The organism is Salinibacter sp. 10B, from assembly GCF_002954405.1.
Classification (GTDB): domain Bacteria; phylum Bacteroidota; class Rhodothermia; order Rhodothermales; family Salinibacteraceae; genus Salinibacter.
Genome location: NZ_MQWC01000004.1, coordinates 890,489 through 914,579, shown reverse-complemented (window position 1 = coordinate 914,579; position 24,091 = coordinate 890,489). Strand labels below are relative to the sequence as shown.

At 60.8% G+C, this 24,091-nt stretch carries 20 protein-coding genes; 11 read left to right on the top strand and 9 right to left on the bottom strand.

What is annotated here, in order from left to right:
• Positions 1–28: 28 nt before the first annotated feature.
• From BSZ35_RS04045 to BSZ35_RS04030, 4 genes are all read left to right on the top strand, one after another.
• On the top strand, positions 29–784 hold the full coding sequence (locus tag BSZ35_RS04045; protein ID WP_105011245.1) for a protein phosphatase 2C domain-containing protein: 756 nt from the start codon (positions 29–31) through the stop codon (positions 782–784).
• A 69-nt stretch (positions 785–853) separates the two neighbouring features.
• A complete protein-coding gene (locus BSZ35_RS04040) occupies positions 854–2,680 on the top strand; it encodes a hypothetical protein (protein WP_105011244.1) in 1,827 nt (608 codons plus the stop codon).
• 126 nt (positions 2,681–2,806) lie between these two features.
• Positions 2,807–3,664, top strand: a complete 858-nt coding sequence (locus tag BSZ35_RS04035) for a mechanosensitive ion channel family protein (RefSeq protein WP_105013713.1) — start codon at positions 2,807–2,809, stop codon at positions 3,662–3,664.
• Positions 3,665–3,828: 164 nt separating this feature from the next.
• The gene (locus BSZ35_RS04030; protein WP_181149171.1) at positions 3,829–4,629 is read left to right on the top strand and encodes a glucose 1-dehydrogenase; all 801 of its coding nucleotides are present in this window, start codon (positions 3,829–3,831) and stop codon (positions 4,627–4,629) included.
• Positions 4,630–4,632: 3 nt separating this feature from the next.
• Here BSZ35_RS04030 and BSZ35_RS04025 read toward each other — a convergent pair whose 3' ends face one another.
• Positions 4,633–5,346, bottom strand: a complete 714-nt coding sequence (locus BSZ35_RS04025) for a phosphatase PAP2 family protein (RefSeq protein ID WP_181149170.1) — start codon at positions 5,344–5,346, stop codon at positions 4,633–4,635.
• A 602-nt stretch (positions 5,347–5,948) separates the two neighbouring features.
• Between BSZ35_RS04025 and BSZ35_RS04020 the strand changes: the two genes are divergently transcribed.
• Positions 5,949–8,645: an Npt1/Npt2 family nucleotide transporter gene (locus tag BSZ35_RS04020; RefSeq protein WP_105011241.1), complete on the top strand. Its 2,697-nt coding sequence runs from the start codon at positions 5,949–5,951 to the stop codon at positions 8,643–8,645.
• 87 nt (positions 8,646–8,732) lie between these two features.
• Here BSZ35_RS04020 and BSZ35_RS04015 read toward each other — a convergent pair whose 3' ends face one another.
• Complete coding sequence (locus BSZ35_RS04015; RefSeq protein WP_105011240.1) at positions 8,733–10,223, bottom strand: Mur ligase family protein; 1,491 nt, start codon at positions 10,221–10,223, stop codon at positions 8,733–8,735.
• Positions 10,224–10,262: 39 nt separating this feature from the next.
• Positions 10,263–11,477: a CNNM domain-containing protein gene (locus BSZ35_RS04010; RefSeq protein ID WP_105011239.1), complete on the bottom strand. Its 1,215-nt coding sequence runs from the start codon at positions 11,475–11,477 to the stop codon at positions 10,263–10,265.
• A 312-nt stretch (positions 11,478–11,789) separates the two neighbouring features.
• On the opposite strand from BSZ35_RS04010, the gene BSZ35_RS04005 reads away from it, so the two are divergent.
• The 4 genes from BSZ35_RS04005 to BSZ35_RS03995 all read left to right on the top strand — a co-directional run bounded on the left by BSZ35_RS04005 (position 11,790) and on the right by BSZ35_RS03995 (position 13,425).
• On the top strand, positions 11,790–12,152 hold the full coding sequence (locus BSZ35_RS04005) for a cupin domain-containing protein (RefSeq protein ID WP_105011238.1): 363 nt from the start codon (positions 11,790–11,792) through the stop codon (positions 12,150–12,152).
• Positions 12,153–12,259: 107 nt separating this feature from the next.
• Positions 12,260–12,400, top strand: coding sequence for a hypothetical protein (locus BSZ35_RS19460; RefSeq protein ID WP_181149169.1), 141 nt, complete (start codon positions 12,260–12,262; stop codon positions 12,398–12,400).
• A 147-nt stretch (positions 12,401–12,547) separates the two neighbouring features.
• A complete protein-coding gene (locus BSZ35_RS04000) occupies positions 12,548–12,907 on the top strand; it encodes a chorismate mutase (RefSeq protein ID WP_105011237.1) in 360 nt (119 codons plus the stop codon).
• An 83-nt stretch (positions 12,908–12,990) separates the two neighbouring features.
• Positions 12,991–13,425 (top strand): hypothetical protein, encoded by a 435-nt coding sequence (locus BSZ35_RS03995; RefSeq protein ID WP_105011236.1) that lies wholly within the window; start codon positions 12,991–12,993, stop codon positions 13,423–13,425.
• A 242-nt stretch (positions 13,426–13,667) separates the two neighbouring features.
• Here BSZ35_RS03995 and BSZ35_RS03990 read toward each other — a convergent pair whose 3' ends face one another.
• The 4 genes from BSZ35_RS03990 to BSZ35_RS03975 all read right to left on the bottom strand — a co-directional run bounded on the left by BSZ35_RS03990 (position 13,668) and on the right by BSZ35_RS03975 (position 19,698).
• The gene (locus BSZ35_RS03990) at positions 13,668–16,640 is read right to left on the bottom strand and encodes a DUF2723 domain-containing protein (protein ID WP_105011235.1); all 2,973 of its coding nucleotides are present in this window, start codon (positions 16,638–16,640) and stop codon (positions 13,668–13,670) included.
• A gap of 204 nt (positions 16,641–16,844) precedes the next feature.
• On the bottom strand, positions 16,845–17,468 hold the full coding sequence (locus BSZ35_RS03985; RefSeq protein ID WP_258096062.1) for a thioredoxin family protein: 624 nt from the start codon (positions 17,466–17,468) through the stop codon (positions 16,845–16,847).
• Positions 17,469–17,537: 69 nt separating this feature from the next.
• Positions 17,538–18,206 (bottom strand): 16S rRNA (cytidine(1402)-2'-O)-methyltransferase, encoded by a 669-nt coding sequence (rsmI, locus tag BSZ35_RS03980; protein WP_105011234.1) that lies wholly within the window; start codon positions 18,204–18,206, stop codon positions 17,538–17,540.
• Positions 18,207–18,258: 52 nt separating this feature from the next.
• Positions 18,259–19,698: an LptF/LptG family permease gene (locus tag BSZ35_RS03975; protein ID WP_105011233.1), complete on the bottom strand. Its 1,440-nt coding sequence runs from the start codon at positions 19,696–19,698 to the stop codon at positions 18,259–18,261.
• Between the two features lie 233 nt (positions 19,699–19,931).
• Here BSZ35_RS03975 and BSZ35_RS03970 point away from each other — a divergent pair, with 233 nt between their 5' ends.
• Positions 19,932–20,627 (top strand): MBL fold metallo-hydrolase, encoded by a 696-nt coding sequence (locus BSZ35_RS03970; RefSeq protein ID WP_105011232.1) that lies wholly within the window; start codon positions 19,932–19,934, stop codon positions 20,625–20,627.
• 227 nt (positions 20,628–20,854) lie between these two features.
• Here the strand turns inward: BSZ35_RS03970 and bshA are convergent, their stop codons facing one another.
• Positions 20,855–22,012 carry an N-acetyl-alpha-D-glucosaminyl L-malate synthase BshA gene (bshA, locus tag BSZ35_RS03965; protein ID WP_105011231.1) on the bottom strand — a complete coding sequence of 386 codons (1,158 nt, stop codon included), beginning with the start codon at positions 22,010–22,012 and terminating at the stop codon, positions 20,855–20,857.
• Positions 22,013–22,359: 347 nt separating this feature from the next.
• Between bshA and BSZ35_RS03960 the strand changes: the two genes are divergently transcribed.
• Complete coding sequence (locus BSZ35_RS03960; protein ID WP_105011230.1) at positions 22,360–23,010, top strand: outer membrane beta-barrel protein; 651 nt, start codon at positions 22,360–22,362, stop codon at positions 23,008–23,010.
• 343 nt (positions 23,011–23,353) lie between these two features.
• Here the strand turns inward: BSZ35_RS03960 and BSZ35_RS03955 are convergent, their stop codons facing one another.
• Positions 23,354–24,019: a cell wall hydrolase gene (locus tag BSZ35_RS03955; protein ID WP_105011229.1), complete on the bottom strand. Its 666-nt coding sequence runs from the start codon at positions 24,017–24,019 to the stop codon at positions 23,354–23,356.
• Between the last annotated feature and the right edge of the window lie 72 nt (positions 24,020–24,091).

Genomic DNA, 24,091 nt, shown 5'->3' with positions numbered 1-24,091 from the left:
TTAAGGTTCATACAGCACCCTTCCGGCTATGTCGGAGCCCTCGACTGTTCATCGCATCCACGCGGTGCCCCGTGCAGGAGGAGAGGCGGGTGACTACGAGGATGCGGTTACCCTTCAGGTTGACGAGTGGCCGGTCTGTGCCGCCGTGGCCGACGGGGCAACGGAGTCGGTCTTTGCTCGACAGTGGGCGAAAACGCTCGTCGACATTCTCGTGGACACGAATGCGACTCGGGCAGAGGATTTCCCCGCTGTGGTTGCGGAGGGCCAACGCCAGTGGCAGACGTCCATCGGAGAGAGGGAGGACGAACGTCCGTGGTACGTGACAGCAAAGGCAGCGGAGGGCGCGTACGCGACTTTACTGGGTGTGTCGGTACATTCGGATGGGACGTGGCGGGCCGTGTCGGTGGGGGACTGCTGTCTGTTTCACGTACACGGGGAGCAGGTGCGCCAGACTTGGCCCTTGGACCATCCGGAGGCCTTCACCAATCGTCCAGCACTGCTTTCGAGCCAGCAAGGTGCGTCTATGCCGTCGCCTCGTACGGCGTCCGGCTCCTGGACGGCGGGCGGCGCGCTCTTCCTGGCGACGGACGCCGTAGCGGCGTGGCTCTTGCGGCGTCGGGCGTCGGGAAAATCGATTGCCGAGATGGTACAGTGGGATTCGGACACCTTTCGGGACTGTGTTGCGGCAGCTCGAGAGCGGGGCACGTTGCGCAACGACGATTCCACACTCCTTGTGCTGGACCTACCCTCTTCACCCAAAAAGAACGGCCCTTCCCCTGAATAGAAGACCATCATCCCCACGCTCTTCTGGGCCGAATCGTGCATCCAATCTTGAAGCGCTCTCGACGCGATCATGCCGGACTATCCCACCCCGAGCGACTACCAGGAGGCCGTGCAAATGCCCGGCTCGGCCTTCCGGGACCCGGAGCTTCAGGCCGCGACGCCGCGGACCAACGTCCTCGGATTGCCGCAACCCATCACCGGGGCATTTGCTGCTGTCTTTCCGATGACGACCGAGCCTGGGAAGACGTACGCAGCCAAGTGCTTCTTGAAGGCGCGGCCCCAGCAGCAGACCCGATACGAGGCGGTGTCGGCACACCTGGATGAGGAGGCCCTTGATGCTCTCGTGGGATTTGATTACCAGCCGGAAGGCATTCGAGTAGACGGAGCAGACTATCCGCTGTTGAAGATGGAGTGGGTGGACGGAACGGTGCTCAACCGTTTCGTCGAGAATCACCTCGATGCGCCCGACACGTTGGCCCGTCTCGCGGAGACGTGGGCCGACGTGATGGCGAATCTAGAGGAACAGGAGATTGCCCACGGGGATCTCCAACACGGCAATATTCTCGTTCAGAATGAAGACGATGCCCTTCAGCTTCGCCTCGTCGACTACGACACCATGTACGTTCCGGCGCTGGAGGGGTGGAAGAGTGCGGAGGTCGGCCACCGAAACTACCAACACCCCGACCGCACCGACGCTGATTTTGGTCCCTCCCTCGACCGATTTCCCGGGCTCGTTCTTTACACGGCCCTCCGTGCCACTGCGGTGCGTCCCAGCCTATGGGAACGGTACGACAACGGAGAGAATGTCCTCTTCCGCGATGCAGACTTTTATGATCCGGATGCGTCCCCGCTCTTTGACGAGCTGGCAGCGATCGAAGAAGTCGCGGATCTTGTGGAAGCGTTGCGGACGGCGTGCTACGTGGAGCTTGCCGACGTGCCCCCGTTGGCCGACGTGCGGGCGGGGCGGCTCGACCCGGCGGAGGTGTCGGTCTCGCGTGCTCGTCGACAGCAGAACCGCCGGAACGAGGCACGGCGGCCGTTTGCGCGGTTCTTTTTGCCCGTCGTTCTGGGAGGGGGGCTCCTTGCTGCGGGACTGGCAACGGCCGGAGCGCTGCTCGTGGCCGGAGCCCTGGTGGGGGGCGGGGGCGTCGTGGGCGCAGTGTGGACCGGACGACGATACCGGCGACTCTCCCTCGTACGCCGACGTCGGCGGCTAGAGCAGGAGGCGGCCCGCTTTACCGAGGCCATTCATGGGCTGGAACGAGAGGTGGAGAGTCTGGAGGAGAAGCGGACGGAACTGCTCGATTCGATTGACGAACGTCGGGCCGAGCGGCTGGCCGAGGTTCAGGACGAGGTCTTGCGCGATCATCTCAAGCATCACTTCATTGGAGAGGTGCGGGAGGTAGAGGGCATTATCCACAAGCACGTGGTGCGCTTAAAGGCGGCCAACGTGCGCACGGCCTACGAAGCAACGCCGGAGGCCGTGGAGAAGGTGCGCCGCATCAGTGATGAGGCGCGCGCCCGGATCAACATGTGGCGCGCGGCCCTCGTGCGAAAGTATGAGGAGGAGGTGCCGGAGAAGCTTTCGCCCGCCGAAGAACGACGCCTGCGGCGCTACATCGATCACCGCGTGGAGGACGTGGACGAGACCATTTCTCGGACGAAGGAAAAGATCCAGGTACAGATGGCTGAACGGGAGCGCGTCCAGGATCGGCTCGACGACATGCCCGAGCTTTCCTTCGGACACTACCTGCTCTACCTTGTTCGTCTTGCCTCCCTACCGGAGCAAAACGAGGGCCCACCGACGCCGGCTCCACGCCCCTCAGAGTCCTCTGAGTCTAAGCCCATTCCCGAACCAGCCTCTGCCGACGATGCCGAATGGTGGCAGCGGGGCTAGCAGAGGCCGAGCGGAAAAGTCTCCATTGCCTCCACGCTTTCAATCGTCCACGCCGTCGGGGGGGACGTCAAGATTGGAAGCATCGGGGGCCACATCCCCAAACGATAAGCACGACCCAGACCGATGATTGAGCAGTGGTGGACCCTTGCCGTCGAATATGTCACTGGCCCGCAGGCTGCGAACCTCCTGCGGGCCGCCGTCAAAATCACGATTGGGCTCGTACTGGGGCGCGTGGCCGGAAACGCACTGGCACGTACCTTTGGGGGCGACGATGCACAGCGAACGATGATCCTCCGCCGGCTCACCTTCTACAGTATCGCCGGGTTGTTCATCGCCTCCGCGCTCATGGAGCTTGGGTTTGACCTCAGCGTGCTGCTCGGGGCCGCCGGAATCTTGACGGTCGCCCTTGGCTTCGCGTCTCAGACCTCCGCGTCCAACGTCATCAGCGGGCTGTTTCTTCTCGGAGAACGCCCTTTTTCTGTCGGCGATGTCATTCGGGTGAACGGCACCACCGGCGAGGTGCTGTCCGTGGACCTCCTCTCCGTCAAGCTTCGCACCTTTGATAACCTCTTTGTCCGCATTCCAAATGAGACGATGATCAAATCGGAGGTGACGAACCTGCGGCGCTTTCCCATTCGGCGGGTGGATCTCCAGGTCGGGGTAGCGTACAAAGAAGACCTACGCAAGGTGCGGGATGTACTCATGGAGGTGGCCGACCGTAATCCGTTGTGTCTGGAGGAACCGACCCCTCTGATCATTTTCCAGGGGTATGGCGAGTCGTCCATTAACCATCAGTTTTCTGTCTGGGCACAGACGGACAACTTTTTGGAGGTGCGCAACAGCATCCCAATGGAGATCAAGGAGGCCTTTGATGAGCACAACATCGAAATTCCGTTTCCGCACCGAACGCTTTACACGGGAGCGGAGACCGATCCCTTTCCTGTTCGAATGGTAGGGGAAGCCGGCACCTCTGAGCACGAGTAGCCTGGGGGCGTACGCTTGATCCGTTCGGTCAACTGACGACTCGCCCGGGTGCTCGTCCGGCATTATTCGAGAATGGACGGCACGTCCACAGCCGATGCCTCATGTACGCGCCCTTGAAGGAAAATGAGGGCTGCACGACTCCACAATCACGCAATCGAATCAGTATGGATTTCGCTCTTGACGATCGAGTGGCACTTGTAACCGGCGGCAGCAAAGGCATTGGCTACGGGTGTGCCGAAGCGCTGGCCGAGGAAGGCTGTGCGGTGAGCATCTGCGCGCGGCACGAAGAGGAACTAGACGCCGCTGCGGAGGAGCTGCGGCAGCACGACGTCGAAGTGCTTCCCGTCGTGGCCGACCTGACCGACGACGAAGACATTGGCCGGCTCGTCGACGAGACGATTGAGACCTTCGGCCATATTGATATTCTCGTCAACAACGCCGGTACCGTGGGAGCGCCCGGTGGGCTCGACGACAACACCACGCAAGAGTGGCGCGAGCTCTTTGAGTTGAACCTTTTCGCCGTGGTTACACTCACCCGTATGGTGGTGCCGTACATGCGCGAAGAGAAGTGGGGGCGCATTATCAACATTTCGTCGGAGAATGGCGAGCAGCCCTATCCCGACATGATGGCCTACAGCGCCTCAAAGGGGGCCCTCAACAACTTTGGCAAGGCGCTCTCGAAAGAAGTCGCCGACGACGGGATTCTCGTGAACACCGTGAGTCCGGCGTTTATCGAAACCCCGCTGGTCAACGACATGATGACGCAGATGGCTGACGAGCAGGGGGTTTCTGTGGACACGGTCGTCCGTCAGTTTCTGGAGGAGGAGCGGCCCCACATTGAGCTTGGGCGGCCGGGCACCATCGAAGAGGTGGGGCGCCTCGTGGTGTTTCTGGCGTCGGAGCACGCGTCCTTCGTCACCGGTTCGAACTACCGAGTGGATGGGGGCTCGGTTGCAGCCCTGTAGCCGTTAGAAGCGGACCGAGAGCCCCACGCGCTTGGTTCCGAGGATCGGGGCGTACGTGACCTCATCGGGACCGGAAGAGGAAGAGACGGAGCGGCCGATGAGGTAGCCGAGTGCGCCCCCCACCATCACGTCCGTCATCCAGTGGTCGCCACTGCGGACCCGTTCCAGGGCTACGGAGGTGGCGATGCCGTATGCGGGCACCGATACGTACCACCGGCCGGCCTGATGAGCCAAAACTGAGGCGGCAGCGAAGGCGCGGGCGGTGTGCCCGGACGGCATGGAGAGCTGTTCGTGATCACTGTCGAATGCCCCAGGGGTGGCTGCGAATGGATGCGGTGTTGCAAAGGGACGAGAGCGGTTCAGTACACTTTTCGCGAGGCCGGTGACCAGTTTCGTGTACACGATGGCCTCGACAAGACGAACGGACGTGCGCGTCCAGGCTCGGCGGCGTAGGACGAGGCCACTGGCGGCCAGAAGACCAGCGGTGCCCATGATGACGCGGTCGGGGTCGGCACGATCATACCAGCGCCCCGGGGCAGCGAGGGGGCCGGTCAGGGCGGCGGAACGCCCGGGCTGGGCGTGGAGCTGGTCGTAGACGGGCCGGTCGAGGGTGGAGACCGCACTCAATACCAGGCCCGTGCTCCCTAGTGTAAGGAGAGTCTGGGAGGTGGAGAGCTCGAATGGGGCCTCCGCAATGTCGAGGGCGTTTTGGCCCATGCTGCGGAACGAGGGGACCCAACGTCCCGAGACGCTGGGGGGCTCATTGGGCGAAGGCTGGGAAGAGGGGGCTTGGGCACAGACGGGAGGTGCGCAAACCACCGTTCCCCCCAGGACTGTGAACACAATGCAGCAGATCCATCGATGGAGTATGCACGTCATCGACTGAGCGACTTTTTCTGTAAGGGTGAAGTCCACGTTAATATAGGTCCTACGAATGAGTCCTGCAATATCGATGCCCATTTTCTTGGAAGTGGATCTCGGTTCATTCGCATCCAGCTCTCCAAATACGTGCAGGGCGATGCGTGTCGGGCCGTGAGCCCCAATTGACGTTTCCAGGGCCGTGTGGGTGGGGCGAAGTGGGCTGCGACAGGGCACTTCTTCGGAAAGACGGGGACCCCCTCGACCGGTATTTGGTAGAATCGCCCCAATGTTTGACGGCAGGGAGAGATCGCCTTCATTCCGATCAGGTGACGGTTATTGGGAAGAAGGGCCGTCGGCGCGCCGGCGAATCAGGGAGGGCGCGCACCCGTGCTGACGTACAAACGTCCCACTCGTACTACGGGCAAAGATCAACATACCAGTCTCTTAGATTCTTGCACATGGGACGGCTTTTGGGCTCCATTTTTGGATTGCGGACCGAGGAGCGTACCGTGGCCATCCTGATGGCCCTTTATCATTTTCTGCTTCTCGTCTCGCTTTATCTCCTGAAGCCGGTGCGGGATAGTCTTTTTCTCTCGATGCGAGGAGCTGCGGAGCTTCCCTTCGTTTTTATTCTTACGACGGTGGTGGTGATGCCGGTTGCATTTCTGCACACCCGCGCCGGACGCCGACTGACGATCGGCCCTCTCGTGGATGGCGGTTCGCTTTTGCTGGTGGTCAGCCTGGTCGCTCTTCGTGGGGGTATGGCTGTGGCGGGAGAGTGGGTGGCGTATCTGCTCTACGCCTGGGTCAGCATCTACGGGCTTCTCGTCACCTCGCAGTTTTGGCTGGTGGCCAATGCGATCTTCACAGCCTCACAGGCCAAGCGCATCTTTCCGCTGCTCAGTGCCGGGGCCATCCTCGGGGCCATTGCGGGAGGCGAGTTGACGGGTCTTTTGGTAAATGTGATTGACGTCGCAAGCGAGAATTTGCTTTTGGGCGCGGGGGGCGTTCTGATGGGCGCGACCGGGGTGAGCATTTGGGGCCGGCAGCTCGCCCATGAGCAGGGACGCACGGCGGGAGAGCAACGTACGGCCGACCCCTCCGAGACATCAGCGGAGGCATCCGGGGCCCTCTCGATCATATCAAACTCCCGACATATCCAGTTCATCATCGGGATTCTCACGCTCATGGTTGTGGTGACGACGCTGGTCGACTACCAGTTCAAGACGGTGGCGGCCCGGGCGTTTGCGTCGGAGGAGGCCCTCACGACATTTATGGGGCACTTTTACGGGCGGGTGAGCATTGTGGCACTCGTCGTACAGTTTGCTCTTGTGCCTCGGCTCATGCGCATGGTCGGAATTCAAGGAGCATTGTCCGTACTGCCTGCGATTCTTGCGGTTGGAACGGTGGGGATGCTCGTGATGCCGGGCCTTGTGGCGGGAGTCTTTCTGCGGGGGGCAGGGCAGAGCTTCAAGCATTCGGTCGACAAGACGGGGCGGGAGCTTCTGTTTGTGCCGGTGCCGCTGGAGAAGAAGAAGCGCGTGAAGGTGTTCGTGGATCTTTTCGTCGATCAGGGGGCGCAGGGACTGGGGGGACTCATCCTACTTGTGGGGGCATACGGGGCTGGAATGGGCATCCAAATGCTAAGTATCGGGACGCTGGGACTCATTGCGGTGTGGGGCGTATTGACGTACGGCGTTCAGCAAACCTACGTCGATCAGTTTCGGACAAAGCTCCGTGAGCAAGAGCAGGAGACGGATGACGAATGGGAGGAGCAAGAGACGGATGAGGACGTGCTGGAGGCATTGTGCAGTCAGGCGGAGGGAGAGGTTCGTTGGGCCCTGGACCTCCTGGAGGAGGGGGCAAGGCCCGTTCCCGTCGATGCGTTGCTCTGTCTGCTCGACCATCCCACGCCGGCCGTTCGTGCCCAGACGATTCGAGTCCTCCGGGTACGGGAGGTGGCCGAGGTTAGCGAATCCGTGGCGATGGCCCTTCGGGATCCAGATCCGGACGTGCAGCTGGAAGCGGCGCGATACCTGTACTGCCAGCTCACCGACAACCACCTCGAACGTCTCCAAGAGGCCCTCGACCACGACGATCCTCAAATTCAGGCCGCGGCCGTGGCCCTTATTGCGGAGGAGGGGGGCTTAGAGGAGTACCGACTTGTATCGGAGTCGCTGCTTCGTCGCCTCGTAAACACGGAGGGAGAGCAGGGCCGGGAAATTCGAACACAGGTGGCTCGCATCCTTGGGGTTCTCGACCGCTCCTACCGGGACGAACTCTTGCATCCCCTTCTGCACGACGAGGCGCCCTCCGTGGTTCGAGCGGCAATTCGGGCAGTGGGGCGGGGCCAACGACGCGCATTTGTACCCATGCTGGTTCGGCGCCTTGGAGATGACGCGTTCGCGTCCTCGGCCCAAAAAGCACTCGCGTCTTTCGGGACCCCCATTCTGGGCACGCTCTACGATCACCTGCGGGACGAAACTTTGTCTCTTCGCACGCGCCTGGGCATCCCGCCGATTTTTGCGGCCCGTCCAAGTCAGCTCGGGGGGCGCCTTCTCGTGCGAAGCTTGTCGGGACTCTGCGTTCCCCTTCGACACGCTACGATCCGGGCGCTTAGCACGATGCAGGCCTCCGGAGCCGTTGACGTGGATCCGGATCGAATCGACTCGGTCCTTGAGATTGAGATCGAACGCTTTGCCGCCTTCCAACAAATGCGCCGGCTCGGGACTGCTCCCTCTGAGTCGGGGGGCACGCCCGTGTCCGAGCAGCAACTGGTAGCCTGGCGGGATGAGACGCTGGAGGCCATCTTTCGCCTACTGGGGCTGCGATACGATCAGCGCGATCTTTATGATGCGTATCTCGGACTCACGAGCGAGAATCCTGTGCTCCGCGATAGTGCTGTGGAGTTTGTTGATAATCTCGTCGAGTACCGAGTCCGACGGGCGCTGTTGCCTCTTCTCGATGATTCGAGCGGGCAGGGAGCCGGACAGGTGGGACGGCAACTCTTTAATCTGCACATTCAGAGCTGGGCCCAGGCCCGAGAGTATCTCACGGGCATAGACGATCCTCGGTACGATGGGTCGGAAGGGGAGCCCTCCAGTGAGGGAGCGACTGACGGTTCCGTCTGGGCGGCTGCGAGTCTCTATCCCTGAGATTACGTCAGCGCAGGCCCAAGTGCATCGGGGCAGGGACGACGACCCTGTTGGGGGCGGGGGCAGTTCGGAGAGACGGGGTCCGTCTCATTCGATCGGGGAAGGCATGCCCTCCAGTGTCGAAAGCAGGCGCTCATGGAGGCCGTCGAAGCTGCCGTTGCTCATGAGAAGGGCCACATCGCCGGGTTGGAGGGCATCTGCGAGGGCGGGAAGCATAGCATCCACGTCATCGAACGCTGTGGCAGACGGTCCCCGGTCCTGGATCATCTGAACGACGGTTTCTGGATCGAGCATCTTCGCCTCCGTGTCGTTGTGGCGCACCGGGGGGGTTTTTAGGAAGACCCGGTCTGCGGAATCGAAGGCGTTTCCGTACGCCGTCTCGAAGATCTTGCGTCGGCTGGAGTTGGAGCGTGGCTCGAACGCGGCAACCAGACGCCGCTCCGGATGGGCGGCCCGCACGGCTTCCAGGGTCGCCTGTACGGCGGTAGGGTGGTGGGCAAAGTCGTCGATCACGAGAATGTTGTGGGGGCAGCCCCGCACTTCCTGTCGTCGTTTCATGCCGTCAAACGACGCAAGACCGTCGGTAATTTCGGAAAGGGAGAGGCCCTCTTGATGGGCGAGAAGGGCAGCTGCCAGGGCATTCTGCACGTTGTGACGTCCATGCATCGGCAATGTCACGTCGCGTCGCTTTCCTCCGAGGTGGAGGGCAAATGTCTGGCCCTCCGGGGTGGCCCGAAGGTCCGTTGCACGAATATCGTTGTCTGCATTCAGACCGTAAGTGCGAACCGTCGCGTTTGTATGATGGGCAAGCGCCCGGACCGCCGGGTCGTCGCCACAGAGGGCCAGTAGGCCGTCCGCATCGAGCAACCCGACGAACGACTCAAAAGCACTTCGGTAGTCGTCCTCGTCGGCAAAGATGTCGGCGTGGTCGAACTCGACGGACGTGACAATCGCGTGCCGCGGCCGATAGTGCATGAACTTCGGCCGCTTGTCGAAATAAGCGCTGTCGTACTCGTCCCCCTCCAGGACGAATGGGGCATCGCTGCCCAGGGCGTAGCTGCCCCCTTCGCCTTGTTGTACGCCCCCGACGAGGTATCCAGGGTCAATGCCGGCATGACGGAGCAGGTGGATGAGCAGGCCGGTCGTTGTCGTTTTCCCGTGGGTTCCCGTCACGACGAGCGGATGTCGCCGTTCGGTGAGGAAGCAGTGGGCCAGTGCTTCCGGAAAGGACTGCTGGACGAGTCGATGCTCCCGTGCGTACGCAGCCTCTGGGTGTGTGGGCGTGCAGGCATTGCCCACGACTGTGAGGTCGGGCGGTGGATCGAGGTGGGCGGGGTCGTAGCCATCGAGCACCGGAATATTCTGCTCGGCGAGGTGGGTGCTCATGGGCGGATACACCCCATCGTCGGCTCCGCGCACGTCGTAGCCGGCCTGCTTAAAGAGTCCCGCCAGAGCCCCCATGCCGGTCCCGCAGATTCCGATGAGGTAGACATCTTCGAGGCTATCGGGGGCAGGGACGGAAGGACGATCAAACCGTCGCAAGTGCGCGTCGGGGAGGGCGTCGACCGAAAGGGGCATGCGAGGACCGGACGGGACGAGAAAAGAACAGCCGTGGATTCAAGAGGGGTCGCCGGAGGGACCGGATCGGGACTCCGATGGGGAGGGAGGGGACGACATGGACGCGTCTGATTCTTTGCTGGCGAATTCCTCCTCTCCAGGAAGATCGGCCGGGGCGGGCACTTCTTCGCCCCGAGCGTCCTTCGCGGCAGAGACCCGCTCATAGGCTTCATCCGATACCATCCCAAGCTCACGCGCTCGTTTGAACCACTGCTGCCGGGCCAGTGCCTGCATGTCTTCGACCGAGTCTGCCTCGTCGACAATTTCGAGGCCAAGCAGGGTTTCCACGACATCTTCCATCGTCACGACGCCAGCCACGCCGCCGTACTCGTCTACGACCAGAGCAATGTGCTCCAGCCGGTCGAGAAGCCGTTCCAGCAGATCGGGCAGCGGGAGCGTCTCACGTACAACGAGAATCTCGCGAGCAATTTCTTCGAGGTAAATGTCGTGCTCCTCTTGTGCGGCACGGAGCAGCATTTCGTCCTTCAGAACGTAGCCAGTTACGTCGTCGGGATCGTCCTCGTATACCGGGATGCGGGAGAAGCGAAACTCGTCGTGTTCGTCCACAACCTGCCCGATTGTCTTGTCCTCCGGCAGGTCGAAGACCACCGTGCGGGGCGTCATCACGTCTTTGACCCGCAGCGAGTTGAAGCGGAACAGGTTGCGCAGGATGCGCGACTCCTTCTCCTCGAAAACCCCTTCCTCTTCTCCCAGTTCGGCCATCGCGGTAAACTCTTCCCGACTGAAGGCCGCCTCGTCCTCGTCCTGCGACAGCAGGTACGTCAGGCCCTGCGACAGCTTTACGAGGGGCCACATCGCTATAATCGTGGGCACCAGAAGGCGCACGACAGTAGGGGCGATGGTTCTCCAATACACGGCCCCAAGCGTTTTCGGGATGATTTCCGATACCACCAGGATCAACAGGGTAAGAATGGCCGCAATGATACCCGTGTACGCTTCTCCGAAGACTACAGCCGCCTGCGCCCCGGCTCCGGCTGCTCCCACCGTGTGCGCTATTGTGTTGAGGCTCAGGATGGCGGAGAGGGGGCGATCGATGTCGTCCTTCATTTGGTGGAGTCGTTCGCCCATCGCGTTCCCCTCGCGTTCCAGCGCGGCCACGTACGACGGCGTCACACTCAACAGTACGGCCTCCATGATGGAGCACATGAAGGAGACGCCAAGCGCCAGCGCAACGTAGAGGAGGAGTAAGCCCATTCGGGAAAAAGCAACTGGGCAACAAGCAGTGAACGGGGAGGCCCTGAGGCCTCACATCCGGTCGTCTATCCCTGATGTGAGAAGGTCAGAAAGCGAATGCGCAACCCGGCCTTCAGTTTCGTAACAGAGCCCTTGAATACAAGAAACCGGACCTGTACGTACGGCAGTCTAGGGATTGGGTTTTCCAAATCGTGCGCATATCTTGCCAAGGCGCAAACGGATGTTCAGTGTCGCTCCGTGGGATCGGGCTCCACGAACGATACGATTTGGAGCCCTTCAATCTGTATTTTCTCCCATCGTTCTTTCACACCCATGCCGTTCTTTTCCGTAGACGCTCTTGATCGAACCGAGGAGATGCCGGGGTTCCTCGGTGCGTTTGTACACTCCGAAAATATGACTGTCGTCAATTGGACGGCGGAGGCCGGGGCAACGGTTCCTGAGCACTCTCATCCTCACGAGCAGTTCTCTATGGTCGTCGAGGGGGAATTTGAGCTCACGCTCGATGGAGAGACGGACGTGCTGCGTCCCGGGCGCTTGGCACTTATTCCGTCGGACGTTCCGCACTCAGGTCGAGCCCGAACCGACTGCAAAATCGTCGATGTCTTCAGTCCAATGCGGGAGGCCTATCAGCATGAAGGAGACCCTGTTGTAAGAACATCAAAAGGTTTAGATTAGGGAAAGCGCTTCCATCATGCCGGACTGCTGGACTAATTGTGATCATTCTGTGTAAAGTGTTCGATTTGTTGACATCTACGGTGGCGATACGTACCGTCTGATCAGTCATGAACGCACTCACCCCTACATCTGCCGCGCCGTCTCTGCTCGATGAGTCCATCGAGATCGTAGGGGGACTGTACGCGTTTGCCTTTTCCTATTTTGGCTACGCGTATTTTTATTTTTATCTCCCGGCCGGCGATACGTAGGACGCGTTCAGCACTCACGCTTTTGTTTCTGCGACCCGCCGGCCCGATGCCTCTCGGCTCCGGCGGGTTTTTGCGTATGGGCCGTAGAGGGTTGTTTCCGGCGGACGCTTCTCCACACTCCTTACCCACGAACTGGAGATTCCGCCCATGTCCACTACGACTTCCTCCCCGATCGAAGAGGCGCGAGATCGCATCGACAAGATTGACCGTCGCTTCGTTGAGCTACTGGCCGAACGCTATGCGGTCGTCGATGAGATTTGCGAGATGAAAGCCGAAGACGGGGATAACGTGAAGGATCCGGATCGAGAGGCCGAACTCCTCGACCACGTGGCGGCGATTGCTGAAGAAAATGACCTTTCGCCCCAGCTCGTCCGTCGACTCTACGAGAAGATCCTTTCTCATTCGGTACGGCGCCAGCGGGAGCAGCGCGAGCATTCGGAGGCGGAGAAACGGATGCCCTCTCCCTCCAACGGGGCGGCGTCTTCCAACGGGTGCGACCATGCATGAGGGGCGGTCCCGGGACGAGGGAATCTCTCGCCCCGAGCGTGCATTCAAGCGCCGTCATTCTTTTCAACCAACGACGCCGCTTCATGAGTCCCCCGAGCGAAGACCCCCCGGAATTTATTCCGGAGTACGACAAGCCGAATGCGCCCGGCATCCACATGAACTTCGACAACACCGTGTCCCTGTACCACATCGTGGAGGAGGGAGACGATTTTGAGACGGCGGCCCACGACGTCTTCGAGTTGTTGTCGGAGGCACAGGAGGAATTTCCGGACTGGCCCCGCGTGTTTTATCTCGACATCGAGGGGCACGTCCGCGACGACGGGCGCTTGGAAGAGGACATGATCGAGCTCCAACAGGAGTTTCTCATCGCGGCGATGGGCAAGTTCTTCACCGCCCTCGCCATGCCCCTCGTGTCTGTCGTCAATCCCGACGATCAGGTCAACGACCTACCCGACGAGCTTGTCCTGCAGCCCCCCGACGCCGATCTGCCCCAGGAGAATGCCTGGCCGAAGGAGTGAGCGTGGGAGTGGAGAGCGTAGGGGAGGCAAAACCCCAACTGTAGCGCCGTTGGACTGTGCCTTTGCGAGATTAGCCGCAGGAGCGACACACCCTGGCACTGGATTTACCGTCTTCTGCAAAGGTCAATATTCTCTGTGTAGCGCCGTTGGACTCCAACGACGCTACACAAGGGCATCCATCAGTCCGGTGGACAATCTCGCAATCCTATACCCCAACGGCGCTACGGAGGGCGGGTCGGGGATCAGTTCCCCGAGGGAGCGTTGCCTGAGGGGGCATTTCCCGAAGGGGCGGGCGTGGGACTGCTAGCTCCGGGACCTCCGCCCGGCACTCCCATCGGCATGCCCTGGGGGCCGCCGCCAGACGTGTCGCTCGACAGTCCGTAGGCTCGTCGGATGCGGGCCGGCACGCTGTATGGGGCCTTGGCCAGCTGCGCGTCCAGCTTCTCGTCGAAGGTGTTCAGCGCTTCCTGGTTGTCTGCCTGGACGAAGGCCTTGCGGACGCGCCCGGCATAGAAGAGGGCCTGGCTGAACTGCCGCTGCGAGCTAGCCGTCTGCAACTCGTTGAAGACGACCGGCTGGGCCTCCTGGAGGACACCGGCAAGCTTTTCCGTGTCGCCGATCGCCCGGAAGGCGCGCGCCGTGAACATCAGCGTGTTTACGTCGCCGGGGATGGTCGAGAAGGGCACCTCCTCCGTGAAGTTGGTCATCAACTGGCGGCTTCGTTCGGTGTGGCCCTGCTTGGCGAGCCGTTCGGACGTGTGGGAGAAGTGGAGGCGATAGCCATCCACCATGCGTCGCGCATTCTCGTTGTAGTAGGCCGAGGAGTCGGCGAGGTTAGTGAACCGGAACTCCGACATTCTATCGTCGGTGAGGCCGGGGATGACCCGCCCAAGGGGCTGTTTGTGCTTGATTGGGAACACGCGGTAGGCCTGTCCTTCCAGTTGGAAGTAGTTCGACAGGTTCAACTGCCCCGAGCGCGCCACAGTGACGGCGAAGTAGATGGGCCGCTTCCACTGGTTCTGGGCGTTGGTGCGGAGCATGTTGTAGACCGCGAGGTCGGCGGCCTGCAGCAGGCGCTGTTTTTGGCCGAAGGAGCGCCCTTTCAGTCGCCACGTCATGGGGCTCTCCAGCATTGTGGTGTCGTTTGACGCATCCGGCATGTACTCGGAAAAGCGAGACGAGAGGGCCTGCGTCTGCACCGGGAGGGTCACCTGCCGTGGCTTCCACCGCCGGGGGCGAATGTCTTGAATCTGGTCATTCGACATCGAGATGGGCAGCGCCTCCGACTCGTACGTGTCGTGCTGCTTCAGTTGCCGGATGTACCAGGGGGTGTTGAGGAGCGAGAGATTCACAACGCGCACGTCGGTTCGGAAGCCCTCTACCTCCTGCATGTACCAGAGGGGATAGGTGTCGTTGTCCCCATTCGTAAAGACAATGCCGTCTTCGGCCACGCTACTCAGCATGTTATGAGCGTAGTCCCGCGCCACATAGTTTTCCGAGCGGTCGTGGTCGCCGTAATTTTCCACGGTCATCCAGCCCGGCACCGTCAGGAAGACGAGTAGTCCCGCCCCCAGAAGCGGGCCCAGCTGGGCCATGGACGACATGGTGTCCTTGATAGACTCGTACACCATTTGCAAGAGGCCCCCGGCCCCGATCCCGATCCATAAGCTAAAGGCCAGGAAGCTACCGACGTACGAGTAATCCCGCTCGCGCGGTTGCATCGGCGTCTGGTTGAGGTAGATGATGATGCCGATGCCCGTGACGAAGAACAGAACGAAGACACTGAAGGCCCGTCGCCAGTCGCGGTTGAAGTGATAGAACGCCCCAAAGAGGCCGAGGAGGAGGGGGAGGGCAAAGTACATGTTGCGCGCCTCCTTTTGACTCGGCGTTTGTTTCAGCTGGGTATTGTTGACGTGTTGGTCGAGCATCGGGATGCCCGTCATCCAGGTTGCGCCCTGTACGTCGCTGGCCCGACCGGCAAAGTTCCAGAGGAAGTACCGCACGTACATGTAGCCGACCTGGTAGTCCAGGAAGAAGCCCAGGTCGGAATCGTAGCGGTCGTAGACGCTCCAGTGTTGCGAGTTGGGCGAGTGGCGGCGGGGGAACAGCTTCGATTCGCCGTCGCGCGGCACGCGGCCCGACTGGTCGTTGTAGGAGACCCCGCTCAGGAGCGGAGTGGCGCCGTACTGCTCCCGCTCCATGTAGTCGATGAAGCGCTCGATGTTGTCCGGGTCGTTCATGTCGATGGACGGCTCGGTGGCGCTTCGTACGAAGACGAGCGCATAGGACCCGTATCCGATGAGAATGACCGCCAGGCAGAGGAGCGCGAGATTGGCCCGGGGCATCCGCCGCTTGTGGGTCGCATAGACGCCGTAGGTCACGAGGCCGATAATGCCGATGGCCGAGATAAAGGGAGCTCCCGTGGCGTCGAATACCTTCGGCAGGCCCTTTACGATGCCGGGATAGATGGCGAGGAAAATGGCCGACGAGGCCAGGCCTGCCAGCACGAGGCGGCCCCAGAGCTGCTGCTGGGTCCACGAGTCCTTCTCAAACTCGGTAAAGAAGACGATGAGGGCCACGAAGAAGAAGGCGAGGAGGCTCAGCAGGTGGACTCCAATCGCCATTCCGAAGAGGGCGGCGATGAGGACAAGATACCGATTCGCATCGAGTTGGAAGAGGTGGCTGCCTTGGCCCTTTAGCATTTCCTCTTCTCGCCGGGCGGCGCTGCTCCAGCGCAACACGAGCCACACGACGAGAGCGGTGAAGAACGTGGAGAGGGCGTAGACCTCCGCGATGCCTGCATTGAACCAAAACGAATCGGTGGCGGCGTAGGTAAGAGCCCCGATCACGCCACTCACGAGGGCAATGACGTACTGGCCGGTCGTCACGTCCTCAAGGTCGCCCTGCCAGCGTCGCACGAGCCGCACGATAATGAGGTGCGCGAGCATCACCGTTCCGGCACTGGCCAGGACCGAGATCGTGTTTACGGCCAGTGCAACCGTTTCCTCCGACGGGGCCAACATGGAAAAGAGGCGTCCCAGCAGCAGGTAGAACGGAGCCCCCGGAGGGTGCATCACCTGCAGCTTGAAGGCACTCGCAATACGTTCTCCAGGATCCCAGAACGAGACCGTGGGGGCCATCGTCGAGACGTACAGAATCAGGGCCCAGAGAAATACAGCCCCAGCCGTGAGGCGGTCAATCCACTTCCGGTTCATGCTGTGATGTGTTCGTGCGGTTCGTCAGAGAGTGTAAGGGTCCGCCCGTAGTGCTGTGTCGCGGTTCTCATGCCGGGAAGAGCCCGTTGCGCCTCAGATTGCTCCGGCGGGGCTCCCGTAGAGTCCCGAATCGATGACTCGATTACGCGACGACTTGGTTTGACTGAGCACTAGAAACGGACGACGGAACGGTTCCCGTCTGAGCTACCAGTTCTTCCGAGTAGCGTCCAACAGCGACTGAATCGTACGCATTTTCATCTCGCCGTAGTTCATAGCGAACGCGAGCTCCCCATTATTGTGGAAAATCCATGTGGAGGGCACCCAGGTCACGGGATGCGTGAGGAACGACCGGCGCCGATTCGATTCCGTATTGCTGGACCCGAGGTCGGGTTGGGTGACCTCCGTCACCCGGTCGGGCAGATTGTTGTTATCGAGCATGGAGGCACCGCTCTCGCCGTCGTTCCATACCGTGACGAACGTGAAGGTGACGTCTGGGTTATTGGCCACGAGGGAGGCCCAGCCGTTCTTGAGCTCCCGCTTCGAGTTGGAGCACCAGGGCGCCCAGAAGTGCACCACGTGAAGGCCGTCGTTTTGGATGACGTTTTGCACGTAGGCCTCCGCCTCGGTTGTCGGCGACACCGAGACCGCCGGCTTCGGGTTCGTGACCGCCGTCTGTTTCGTGAGCGTGGTGCTTGCGGAGTCCGCGTCAGCGTCGGTATTCAGGCTAAGGGTGGCCGAGGCCTGACAGTTTTCGCTCGATTGCTGGGCATGCGCCGGGAGAACAACGAACAGGCAGAGGCCGAAGAGCAGAGGCCGAAGCAGCTTCACGGAGACGAAGGGCCTGTGAGTGATCCAGTCGGGCGAGCAGATAACGACGACGGGGAGGCGGCGGCATTTTCAGTCCGCGCCGTGGAGAATGACGACGCACTCTCCCCGCAGTTTTTCGTACTCGGCAAAATACGCCCGCACCTCAGTGAGCGTTCCACGCTCGATCTCCTCGTACTTTTTCGTGAGTTCTCGGGCGACCGCTGCGAGACGGTCGGCCCCAAAATGCTCGATGAGGTCATCCAGCGTGCGGAGGAGACGGTGGGGCGACTCGTAGAGCACAATGGTGCGCGGCTCGGAAGCCAGCTCGTCGAGGCGTGTCTGGCGTCCTTTTTTCTTAGGCAAAAATCCTTCGAAGACGAAGCGATCGGAGGGCAGGCCGCTGGCGGTGAGGGCCGGGATGAGAGCGGTGGGGCCGGGAAGGGCTTGCACCTCGATGTCGTTTTCCCAGCAGGCCCGTGTGAGATAGAAGCCGGGATCAGAGATGCCGGGGCTGCCTGCGTCGGTCACCAGCGCGATGTCGTGCCCCGCCCGCAGTCGTTTGATGAGGCGCGGCGTTTTGTCGTGCTCATTGTGCTCGTGGTACGCCGTCGTGGCAGCGTCGATGTCGTAGTGATTCAGCAGAACGCCCGACGTGCGCGTGTCTTCGCAGGCGATCAGGTCGACCTCCCGCAGCACCTGCACGGCGCGGTAGGTCATGTCGTCGAGATTGCCGATGGGGGTGGGAACGAGGTAGAGCACGTGAGAGCGTGAGCGTGTGGGAGAGGAGCGAGGCGGACGACACAGGCTGCTGTTAAGACGGATCCGAGGTGAGCCACTTCCACAGGCGGGTGCGGAGAGGAGGCGTGGCGCCCAGGTCCAAGAGAATGTATACGAGAAGCCAGAACCCGACGCCAGACATGAGAAGGTTGGCGATCCACATCCCGATCCATGGTGGGAAGAATCCGCGTTCAGAGAGCTTTTCTCCCTGCACGAGCGTGATCCAGTAAAACATGAAGATTCCGAGTGCGACGCCCCCGATCGTTGCCAGGCCGCTCCGTTGAAGCGCCAGGCCGAGTGGAGCCCCGATTACCATGAAAATGATGCAGGCAACGGCAATCGAAAATTTCTTATGGATCTCGACTTCGTAGCTTCGAAGCCGCCGATCCTTCCATCTGATTTCCCGTCCGGCGTTTTCAATCCGGGACTGCACCGAGCGAGCTTTTTGAGAGGCAATGGTGACTGCCGTCCTCTGAGAGACGCTATCCAGTGAGGTGAGGGGATGCAGACGGGGGCGGGCGGGAGCATCCGCTAGGAGGGTCGTAGCCGAATCGGGAGGGGCAGACGAGTCGGCCGAAGGCGACGGAAAGAGCGAAGATTCGATCTTCGAGTAGAGATCGTTGTAGTCGGATTCGAGGTTTGCACGTAGCGAGTCGGTGGTTTCAAGGAGGCCCGGAAGGGGCATCGTGCGGGTGGAGCGGGCGGCCTCCTCCTCGGTCGATCGTCGGAAGACGGCATCCGACAGGTTGAAGTGGATGACGTGGCGGTTAAACTCCAGCGTTTCGTAGCGGCGCTCGATGGAGTGAGACGAGGGGGGAAGGGGGCGGTGCATTTCTCCGTCCTTGAGGACGAGGGTGAGCCGGGCACCGCCTTGGCTCGACCGAATACGCCCTCGTTCCGCCTTCATCACGGCCTGCTCCTCGCGCCCTTGGGTGTAGTCGTAGATGGTGACGTCGATCAGCCGGTTGGAGCCGGCGGGACGGTCCCCCACGAGAATGCTGTAGTTTTCCATTTCGTCGTAAAACACGCCGGGCTGAAGCTCAAACCCCGGACGCTTGTTGCGGATGTCGGTCCAGAGCTGGCGGGCGCGGTAGTTGGCCTCCGGGAGCAGAACATTGTTGAAGTAAAGCAGCCCACTGCCGACGAGAAGTGCACACAGCAGGGCCGGCCACACAATTTCGCTGAAGGAGATGCCCGTGCTTTTGATGACGGTGTAGTACTTCGATTCGGCCAGTCCCCCGAATGCCATCAGAGCGGCCAGCAGGACCGACATCGGCACTGCCAGCACCATCATGTACGCCAGGTTGTACGTAATGAGCTCCATGATCACGAGGACCGGGATCCCCTTGCCTGCAATTTCCGGCAGCCACCGGATCAGAAACTGCATCAGCAGCAAAAACATGAGAATGCCCAGCCAGCCAAAGAACGGGCCGGGCAGCCGACGCAGAAGGAGCCAGTGGAGGCGACGGAGCATACCGAGCCTGACGTGTCGATAGGGGAGCGTGAGGGGAAGGGGCGTAGGCCGCTTCGGCAGATCCGTTTTGAAGATCGCAATGCGGACCGGCTGTGGCCTGGGCATCCCCTGGTCTCATCAGAGGATCTGCTTAACGCCGCTCGCAAATCGCATGTTCGTGGATCTTTCCGGTAGAGGGGCGATTGAGTGCACCGTTCCGATCGTTAACTTTACGGACTCATCCCGTAGTGTCCATGCACGTTGAGGCCTTCACGTTCAATTCCTTCATGACGAACTGCTATCTCTGCCACGACAATGGGGAGGCCGTTCTCGTGGATGCCAGTTGTGCGACGGAGGAGGAGCAGCAGGAAGTACTCCGCGTCGTTGAGGAACACGACCTGAACGTCCGTCACCTCTTGCTCACGCACGCCCACGTCGATCACATCTTTGGCTGCCGATTCTTCGAGGAGCACTTCGACGCAACGTTCAAGGCCCACGAGGCCGCCGTGCCGTTCATTGAACGGGCGGACGAGCAGGCGAAGGCCTTCGGTGTGGAGGTGGAGCCCCCGACGGTGCCCACCACGTTTCTCGCGGAGGGCGACACCGTCTCGTTTGGCTCGGTAACGCTCGACGTACTTCATACGCCCGGCCACTCGCCCGATTCCATCTCGTTCATTGATGCGGACAGTCAGCAGGCACTCACAGGCGACGTACTGTTTCAAAACTCGATCGGGCGCACGCAGGGACTGCCAGAGACCTCACGCTCGCAGCTGCTTGACGCCATCACCGAGAAGCTTCTGCCTCTTGGCGACGAGATGACGATCTATCCTGGACACGGGCCCGAGACCACGATCGGACGAGAGCGGCAACAGAATCCGTTCGTCAAGGAAGCACTTGGGGGGACGAGTGAGGACGTCGGGTGGCGCGGATCGATGTCGGGGCGATCGTGATCAGCCACGACGTTCCCCACCGATGTAAAGAGAGACGGGGGAGGGGACGACAGGAGCGGGCAGGCGTCATTCCGCTTGCCGAAGATCATTGTGCAGCTACCGGGGGCGTTCGCACGACGAAGGTGCCTCTTTTTGCTTCCGGACCATCCCGCCTCCGATAACGGGATCGTCCCCGATAGAAAACGCACCTCCGTCAGATACGGAGCCACTCGTACAGTGAGTTGGTATTACTCACTCATCTGCGTCACCTCGGGGTCCTTTTCCTGCACCTGTTTGTAGTAGCGCTCATACATCGGGACCACGCGGTCGATGTCGAACGTCTCGACGGCACGGTCCCGGGCAGCCTCGGCCATACGGCCGTGCAGGTCGTCGTCGCCGAGTAGGGCCTGTACGCGGTCAGTGAACGCCTCCACGTCGTTCACGGGGCAGAGGTAGCCGGTCTCCCCGTCCTCTACGAGCTCGGGGAGGCCGCCCACGTCGCTCACGACCGTGGGCACGTTGCACGCCATCGCTTCCAATGCGGCGAGCCCGAAGGTTTCCGACTCGCTCGGCATGAGAAACACATCGGCAATCGAGAGGATCTCCTCGATGGGGTCCTGCTTGCCCAGAAAACGGATGTCGTCGTAGACTCCTAGGTCGCGCGCCTTACGCTCAGTGGGCACGCGCTCTGGGCCGTCGCCCACGAGCAGAAGCTTTACGTCCGAGTGTTCGTTGCGCACCCGGGCAAAAATTTCGACCACCTGCTTGGTGTTTTTGACCGGTCGGAAGTTGGAGACGTGGACGATGACTTTTTCCCCGTTCGGGCACAACGCCTGCTTAAAGTGCTCTTTGTCTTGCCGGTAGAAGCGGTCGGTGTCGATGAAATTCGGAATCACCTCGATGCCGTTGCTCACCTCGAAGTGGTCATAGGTCTCCTGGCGCAGGTAGTTGGAGACCGCCGTTACGCCGTCGGATTCGTTGATCGACCACGTGACGACGGGAGCAAACGAGGGGTCCTGCCCGATGAGGGTGATGTCGGTTCCGTGCAGGGTGGTGACGATGGGGACCGAGAGCCCCTCCCCGGCGAGAATCTGGCGGGCCATCACGGCGCTGGTCGCATGCGGGATGGCGTAGTGGACGTGCAATACGTCCAGCCCCGCGTGCTTGGCGATGTCCACCATTTTGCTGGTGAGCGACAGCGTGTACGGCGGGTAGTCGAAAAGCGGATAGCTTTGCACGTTCACCTCGTGGAAGAAGATGTTTCCGGCGACGTGCGAGAGACGGAACGGGAGGGAGGACGAGATGAAGTGGATTTCATGGTCGCGCTGGGCCAGGTTTTTTCCAAGCTCCGTGGCGACGACACCGCTCCCGCCGTAGGTGGGATAGCAGGTGATGCCGATTTTCATAGGGAACGGGCAACGAGTGGAGAAGAGCGGACAGGGCGATTCTGAACCGGGGAAAACCATTCAGAACAACTTCTCAAGGGAACGGAGGTTGCAGGACCGACAATCGATTGAAGGGGCTTTGACCTGCAAACAGTAACGACCTCGAAAGGACTCCCGCATGCTTCGGGAACCGGGCGGTCGGGGAGGCCGGATGGAGGCAACGTTACATCCGTGCATTGATGCGGGTAGGGACTCCCGTTACTTTTCGACAGGTGGGTGCGCCCTCCCTACCGTGTCAAATTCCTGAGTTTCGGTCTCGACACGGAAGGCCGTTTCACCGTTTTTCCCTCACCACACTTTACCACGACATGTACTCCAATCAGACGCGTCTCTTTTTGTCAACGCTCTTCGCAGCGGTCCTTTTTCTGGGAACAGCTGCTCCTGCCCAGGCCCAGCTCGGGGTCAGTGGAGGGCTCAACTTTGAGTCGACCGATGATATTCAGGCGACAAATACCGAGGCCACTCTGGATAATTCGACAGGCTACCACGTGGGGCTGGTATATGAGCTCTCGCTAGGACCCTTGAATGTGCGACCGGGCTTCTTCTACCGTCGAGTCGGCGACTTTGAGTTTTCCAACATTTCGGACCAGTTGCGGAATCCGCGGTACACCGTGTCGGCTTGGGAGGTACCGGTGGACCTACGGGTGACTCTGTTGTCTGCCCCGCTCGTGTCGCCGTACATCTTGGGGGGACCGAAGGCGACGATTCCCCGGGGGGAAGACGAGTTTGATGATGTCATGTCCGGAGTCTCCTACACCTTCAACGTGGGAATCGGGGCGCAAATCTCTTTGCCCGGTTCCTCGGTCCGACTCCAGCCCGAGCTTCGGTACGAGTTTGGGGCCACGAGCTTCGTCGACGAGGATAAAGAGGTTGAGCTCGGAGATACCAGTATAACCTTTGATCCACAGGAAAGTCCCAAGTTCAGCACCTTTGCTTTGCGACTGAACCTCCTCTTCTAGGGACTATTACTGCTCACTGCTAGAAAACAGTCGCGCCCGTCGCTCCGATAATGAGCGGCGGGCGTTTTTTTAATTCTACAGAGAGCACGTTCGGTGTGGCTGATCGTCGGTTTCACACACGAGAGGGGGCGTGCCTGAGTGCTCGTCTCCTGTGTGGAGATCCTTTTGCCGATGGGGCCTCAGCGATCTGCGGTCGTTCCGCTCTGCTTGAAATGCCGTCGTGGTAACTCAAGATAGAGTCTTCGGGGGCCGTTTGTACGGACGAGTCTCTCTTCCAGGTCGGGGCGAACCGGAGGGCAAAGGGAAAACAACTGCACCAACTGCTCGCGATGGCGATGTGCCGTCAGGAGATTTCCTTGTAGAACCGGAAGCGACGCTCATTCACTCGGTAGTCCCACCCAGGCGATACGAACTGCTGCCGCTTCACCCAGTAGGGATGCCGGCGTCCTTCCATGGACCGTTCGCTATAGAAGTGGCGCGTTTCAATTGAAAAGGGTCGATATGCGGGATCGGCATGCCGGACGTAATGGGCAATCCACAGGGCCTGTTGCCAGGCGGGCAATTGGACCTCCGGGGTAAGACTGAGAAAAAAGGATCGTTTGGAATCCCCCGGATTAAACGCGCTAAACTGATAGGGGTCTAAGACAACTTCCTTGTAGGTCGTCTGGCCCCGATAGCCAGTTTCGACGCGGTTTCGGATGACCCACGCCACCAACTCCTGCTCGTGCGGGAGCTTCGTTTCCGAGTAAATGGCACGGGCGAGCCAAAGCGTGCTCTCCTCGACGATTGCGGGCATGAGGGTTGGCTCTTCCACCGCGGGAGCAGTCGGGCCGTAGGTTGCACTCAGAAGCCTGAATTGCTGCTCCTGTGAGGAAACCGCCGGGGCTTCTGTGTCGATGTTAAGAGGAGGGGCCTCCGAGGCCTCCGGACGCAGAACCGTTGTGACCCGAGCGGCAGACAAAAGTAAAATCCCAAAACATACCCAAAGAATGAGAGCACGCTTGCTCATGTTGGTTTAGCTGTTATTCGTAGAACAGCGAAAAGGCACAGGAAAGAAGTGAGATTTAGATGTTCAGTGCCA

Bases quoted from the DNA above. Each gene is read 5' to 3' on its own strand.
- BSZ35_RS03960 (WP_105011230.1), top strand. From the start codon at position 22,360: ATGTACTCCAATCAGACGCGTCTCTTTTTGTCAACGCTCTTCGCAGCG.
- BSZ35_RS04040 (WP_105011244.1), top strand. From the start codon at position 854: ATGCCGGACTATCCCACCCCGAGCGACTACCAGGAGGCCGTGCAAATG.
- BSZ35_RS03955 (WP_105011229.1), bottom strand. From the start codon at position 24,019: ATGAGCAAGCGTGCTCTCATTCTTTGGGTATGTTTTGGGATTTTACTT.
- BSZ35_RS04010 (WP_105011239.1), bottom strand. From the start codon at position 11,477: ATGGGCTTACTCCTCCTCTACGTTGCGCTGGCGCTTGGCGTCTCCTTC.
- BSZ35_RS04000 (WP_105011237.1), top strand. From the start codon at position 12,548: ATGTCCACTACGACTTCCTCCCCGATCGAAGAGGCGCGAGATCGCATC.
- BSZ35_RS03995 (WP_105011236.1), top strand. From the start codon at position 12,991: ATGAGTCCCCCGAGCGAAGACCCCCCGGAATTTATTCCGGAGTACGAC.
- BSZ35_RS03970 (WP_105011232.1), top strand. From the start codon at position 19,932: ATGCACGTTGAGGCCTTCACGTTCAATTCCTTCATGACGAACTGCTAT.
- BSZ35_RS04020 (WP_105011241.1), top strand. From the start codon at position 5,949: ATGGGACGGCTTTTGGGCTCCATTTTTGGATTGCGGACCGAGGAGCGT.
- BSZ35_RS04045 (WP_105011245.1), top strand. From the start codon at position 29: ATGTCGGAGCCCTCGACTGTTCATCGCATCCACGCGGTGCCCCGTGCA.
- BSZ35_RS04015 (WP_105011240.1), bottom strand. From the start codon at position 10,223: ATGCCCCTTTCGGTCGACGCCCTCCCCGACGCGCACTTGCGACGGTTT.
- BSZ35_RS04025 (WP_181149170.1), bottom strand. From the start codon at position 5,346: ATGGGCCAAAACGCCCTCGACATTGCGGAGGCCCCATTCGAGCTCTCC.
- BSZ35_RS04030 (WP_181149171.1), top strand. From the start codon at position 3,829: ATGGATTTCGCTCTTGACGATCGAGTGGCACTTGTAACCGGCGGCAGC.
- BSZ35_RS19460 (WP_181149169.1), top strand. From the start codon at position 12,260: ATGAACGCACTCACCCCTACATCTGCCGCGCCGTCTCTGCTCGATGAG.
- BSZ35_RS04005 (WP_105011238.1), top strand. From the start codon at position 11,790: ATGCCGTTCTTTTCCGTAGACGCTCTTGATCGAACCGAGGAGATGCCG.
- BSZ35_RS03975 (WP_105011233.1), bottom strand. From the start codon at position 19,698: ATGCTCCGTCGCCTCCACTGGCTCCTTCTGCGTCGGCTGCCCGGCCCG.
- BSZ35_RS03990 (WP_105011235.1), bottom strand. From the start codon at position 16,640: ATGAACCGGAAGTGGATTGACCGCCTCACGGCTGGGGCTGTATTTCTC.
- bshA (WP_105011231.1), bottom strand. From the start codon at position 22,012: ATGAAAATCGGCATCACCTGCTATCCCACCTACGGCGGGAGCGGTGTC.